A 1,612-nucleotide genomic window follows, 5' to 3' on the forward strand; every position below is an offset into this window, starting at 1 on the left:
CCTTCGGGTTGGTTGTTGTTCGAGTCGATCGCAATTTTAATCTTTGTGGTCAAGTTTCTAAGAGCAAACGGTGGATGCCTTGGCATCTGGAGCCGAAGAAGGACGTAGAAATCTGCGATAAGCCTCGGGGAGCTGATAATCGAGCTGTGAGCCGAGGATTTCCGAATGGGGAAACCCCGCCAGGCGACTTGTCGACCTGGTGACTCCCGCCTGAATATATAGGGCGGGTAGAGGGAACGTGGGGAAGTGAAACATCTCAGTACCCACAGGAAGAGAAAACAACATGTGATTCCGTGAGTAGTGGCGAGCGAAAGCGGATGAGGCTAAACCGATCATGTGTGATAGCCGGCGGGCGTTGCATGGTCGGGGTTGTGGGACACGTCGCTCAGTTCTGCCGGACTGGGACGGTTACAGCGCATCATAGTCGAACCGGTTTGAAAGCCGGGCCGTAGTGGGTGCCAGCCCCGTAGACGAAATGGTGTTATGGCCGGATGTGTATCCCAAGTAGCACGGGGCCCGAGAAATCCCGTGTGAATCTGTCAGGACCACCTGATAAGCCTAAATACTCCCAGATGACCGATAGCGGACAAGTACCGTGAGGGAAAGGTGAAAAGTACCCCGGGAGGGGAGTGAAATAGTACCTGAAACCGTTTGCTTACAAACCGTCGGAGCCTCCTTGTAGGGGTGACGGCGTGCCTTTTGAAGAATGAGCCTGCGAGTTAGTGATATGTGGCGAGGTTAACCCGTGTGGGGCAGCCGTAGCGAAAGCGAGTCTGAATAGGGCGATTCAGTCGCATGTCCTAGACCCGAAGCGAAGTGATCTATCCATGGCCAGGTTGAAGCGACGGTAAGACGTCGTGGAGGACCGAACCCACTTCAGTTGAAAATGGAGGGGATGAGCTGTGGATAGGGGTGAAAGGCCAATCAAACTTCGTGATAGCTGGTTCTCTCCGAAATGCATTTAGGTGCAGCGTTGCGTGTTTCTCGCCGGAGGTAGAGCTACTGGATGGCCGATGGGCCTCAACAGGTTACTGACGTCAGCCAAACTCCGAATGCCGGTGAGTGAGAGCGCAGCAGTGAGACGGTGGGGGATAAGCTTCATCGTCGAGAGGGAAACAACCCAGACTACCAACTAAGGCCCCTAAGCGTGTGCTAAGTGGGAAAGGATGTGGAGTTGCACAGACAACCAGGAGGTTGGCTTAGAAGCAGCCACCCTTGAAAGAGTGCGTAATAGCTCACTGGTCAAGTGATTCCGCGCCGACAATGTAACGGGGCTCAAGCACACCGCCGAAGTTGTAGATTTCGCACACAGACAAGCCTTCGTGGTTCAGTCGTGCGGAGTGGTAGGAGAGCGTCGTGTGGCGAGTGAAGCGGCGGAGTAATCCAGCCGTGGACGCCACACGAGTGAGAATGCAGGCATGAGTAGCGAAAGACGGGTGAGAAACCCGTCCTCCGAAAGACCAAGGGTTCCAGGGCCAGGTTAATCCGCCCTGGGTAAGTCGGGACCTAAGGCGAGGCCGACAGGCGTAGTCGATGGACAACGGGTTGATATTCCCGTACCGGCGAACAACCGCCCAAGCTAATCCAGTGGTGCTAAGAGTCCTAACCCGGG

General features: G+C 55.1%; 1 other annotated feature (running past one end of the window).

What is annotated here, in order from left to right:
- The first annotated feature begins 47 nt into the window (after positions 1-47).
- Positions 48-1,612: a sequence feature (mutual gap in cmsearch alignment for this rRNA model is longer than 100), on the top strand (it continues 1,462 nt past the right edge of the window).

This window comes from Curtobacterium sp. NPDC092190 (genome assembly GCF_044755625.1).
GTDB lineage: Bacteria > Actinomycetota > Actinomycetes > Actinomycetales > Microbacteriaceae > Curtobacterium.